This is a genomic window from Sporosalibacterium faouarense, assembly GCF_016765695.1.
Taxonomy (GTDB): domain Bacteria; phylum Bacillota; class Clostridia; order Tissierellales; family VENL01; genus Sporosalibacterium; species Sporosalibacterium faouarense.
Window position 1 is genome coordinate 1 of sequence record NZ_JAETGO010000041.1, and the last position, 3,048, is coordinate 3,048.

Here is a 3,048-nt window from a genome sequence, read left to right on the forward strand (position 1 = left end):
CTTCCTTCCATCTATTTTCCTCCTTCCGATTAAAAACAGATACATAATTTATAATATTCTAGGTGGAGGGGGATTGTGAATGGGAAAAGATATAGTGAGAGAAAAATTGTAAACTCCTAATGTGTAAAATAATAATATAAAAAATAGTACTATAGTAACATATAGAAGTTTCAAACTACAGAGTTATTGATATTAAGCTAAGTAATACGATGATAAATCATAAATTGACAAAATTAGACAAAATAAACAATTTTACAATTAGTAAATATATGTTACAATGAAGTTAATGGAATTAATAATATAGATAAACAAATTTGGAAATATTTTGAGATAGAGAATTTTTGAATTTTAACTAGAAAATGAAAAAGTTATAATTAAAATTAATGAGAATAAAGAAAAAGTGTACAAGCTTATTAGTGAAAGTGTATCACTTGAAAACTATAAAGAATATAATTAGTTTTGAAATATAATTTGAAGGAGGTGAAGAGATGTATAGAAGTAGAGATCCAAATGAAAATAGCCTTAAAACTCAAGTGATTGCTACCAACAAATCAAATAGAGTTGAAAGACTATATTAACATTATATCATAAATTCTCATATTTAAAGCATTTTATAAAAAAATTTAGAAACTTAATAATTAGTATGCAATTAGAAATAAACTTAGAATGTTTAATAGTAAGTTTTTTAATGATAAGGAGGAGTTAGAATATGAGGAGTAAATCGATTATCTTAGTTTTAATTATGATGCTTAGCATAGCAACTATAAGTTTTGCAGATGAAGACATAATTGAAGGTTCAATTGACCCGAAAATAAATGTCAATAAAATTAACAATCAATTACTTCAATTTGGTTTTACAAAAGAGCAGATTGATAAATTGAAATATGAAACTAAAGAAACAATTCTATCTATAGAAAATCCTGGAAAAGTTTTATCATTTGAAGAATCGTACTTAAGAAGAAACTCATCTGGTGAACTGATTAGAACTCAATCTCTAGATGAGAGTGAGTTAAGATTATTAATTACAGCAATTGAAATTCCAGATATCGAAGGTTATAAAGCTGTGAAACTAGTTGCACAGTATGAGTGGCTTATATCTCCTGTGTATGCGTTAACAGATAATTTAGGTATTTCCTGGTCGCCTGGTTGGTTAGCATATAGATACGAATTAGACAATTATTATACTATCCCAATTACTGGAGGAACAGCTCATAATGAGGGTAACGCTTATGTTGAAGACTTAACTTCTGGAATAGTATTTGAGTTTGACTTTCATGGATACAAGGGAGAGCATGGAAATGCTTATGTTGATATTATAGCAGACAACATGGACATTATTAAGCAGTCTTCTCATTCAGCAGCTAGAGTTATCTATGGACATGATTTATATGTACCTAACCTTAGTATAGGTATAGACATTTCGCCGACACCTGGAGTATCAGCAGGGTTTAGTGTCGAAGGAACATCAGAATACTTAGACAAACCAACAAGTTGGGAAAATTCTGAAATACTTGATTAAGGAGTTTAATAAATGAAAAAAATAAAACTTATTATTATATCTATTTTATCAATTATGTTTATTAGTAATAGCGTTGTTGCGGATGATTATACAAACAAAGATTATGAAGTTGAACCAATGATAATACCAATGAATGTTGAGATAGAAACATCTAAGGATGTATATACAGATACTGAAATAGTATATGTCACAATATATATTGAGGGAGGGATAAGAGATTTAGATGACCCTATTTTATATGATTGTGTACTAACAGATAACAATGGCACTAGACTAGAATTTGAATCTGATGGGAATACATCACTAAGCATCTCTAGATATGATATAGGAGAGTATACATTGACAATTACTGCTAAATCAAGTTTAGGGTATTATGATCAAGATTCAACAACTTTCACAGTAATAGATAGCTAAATATAGACCTAAATACAAAGAAACTTAGATTATTTAGACTAAGTTTCTTTGTATTTGATAATGACTCCTTGAATTTTTTAGCTTTTAAAAAAATAAGTAATTACAATTATTAAGACATATAGAAAATATATATTTCAAAAAACATTATGGAAGGAGGATTATATGATAAAAAGAATTATAATTGGTATTATTCTTGGAGGATTGCTTGGTTTCATTAGTGGTATGGTTATGGGAAGTGCACTTAATGCACCAGATGATTCTTTACTTAATACTTTTTATTTTGGAATGATTAGTGGACTACTTATTTGTCTAATAATTGAAGTTAACAAACTTTCAATAAACAAGTAAAGGTTAATTAAAATGCGTACTCTTTGAGAAAATAATGCTTATTTTAATATAGGTATTTCTAAATAGGAGTAGGAACTATGTTAAATTTAGATTTTTATGACATAATTAGAAGGTTTAGGAAGTGAAATTTCATCCGTTTCTTATAATAACCTAGAGCAAAATTAGTGACACTAAAATCAAGTGGGAAATTTATTAATCACCTATTACAGATTATTATCAAGACAATTATAACTGGAAAGGGTTATGGAAAATCTTACAAATGATTTCCCATAACTCTTTCCAGTTTTTATGTAATTATTCTTTTCTAAAATAAAGAATGTCTATGTTCTAATCTATAATTTTTACCTTACATGTTAAATAGTTCACATCTTTATGGATCTATGTTAATATCTTAGACACAAAAAGTGTAATATTTACTATACTAGTATAGTAATTTATACATACTTAGTTGGTGAGGTGAAAATAATCCTATGAAAGATTACCGATAAGATAAATATTTTTATAAAAAATACGCCTATAAACAATAGACATTTGATATAAATAATGGCTAGTTAAGCTTCTTGCTAATCATTATTTATTTGTTTTTATAGAAGGATATATGTTAAAATAATGAAATTAAGCCTTTTGTATATTTAATAAAGGAATCATAATATTGTCCATAAATAGCTATCTCATTGTTCTGTCTTTATGTAGATATAGCTTCCGCAATATCATGAGTAACCATCAAAGCAGTTTTCTTCTCTTTCTTAAGTATTTGCCCAATCTCA

3 protein-coding genes are annotated in these 3,048 nt (G+C 27.2%); all 3 read left to right on the forward strand.

Going from position 1 to position 3,048, the window contains the following annotated elements; genetic code table 11:
• Window positions 1-709 precede the first annotated feature (709 nt).
• Window positions 710-1,519, forward strand: a complete 810-nt coding sequence (locus tag JMO20_RS07785; protein WP_202708985.1) for a hypothetical protein — start codon at window positions 710-712, stop codon at window positions 1,517-1,519.
• 12 nt (window positions 1,520-1,531) lie between these two features.
• A complete protein-coding gene (locus JMO20_RS07790) occupies window positions 1,532-1,933 on the forward strand; it encodes a hypothetical protein (protein ID WP_202708986.1) in 402 nt (133 codons plus the stop codon).
• A 162-nt stretch (window positions 1,934-2,095) separates the two neighbouring features.
• Entirely contained in the window at window positions 2,096-2,281 is a 186-nt protein-coding gene (locus JMO20_RS07795; RefSeq protein ID WP_202708987.1) for a hypothetical protein, read from the forward strand.
• The last annotated feature ends 767 nt before the right edge of the window (window positions 2,282-3,048 follow it).

Excerpts from the sequence above, each read along its gene's own strand:
- JMO20_RS07785 (WP_202708985.1), top strand. The coding sequence starts at position 710 with ATGAGGAGTAAATCGATTATCTTAGTTTTAATTATGATGCTTAGCATA.
- JMO20_RS07790 (WP_202708986.1), top strand. The coding sequence starts at position 1,532 with ATGAAAAAAATAAAACTTATTATTATATCTATTTTATCAATTATGTTT.
- JMO20_RS07795 (WP_202708987.1), top strand. The coding sequence starts at position 2,096 with ATGATAAAAAGAATTATAATTGGTATTATTCTTGGAGGATTGCTTGGT.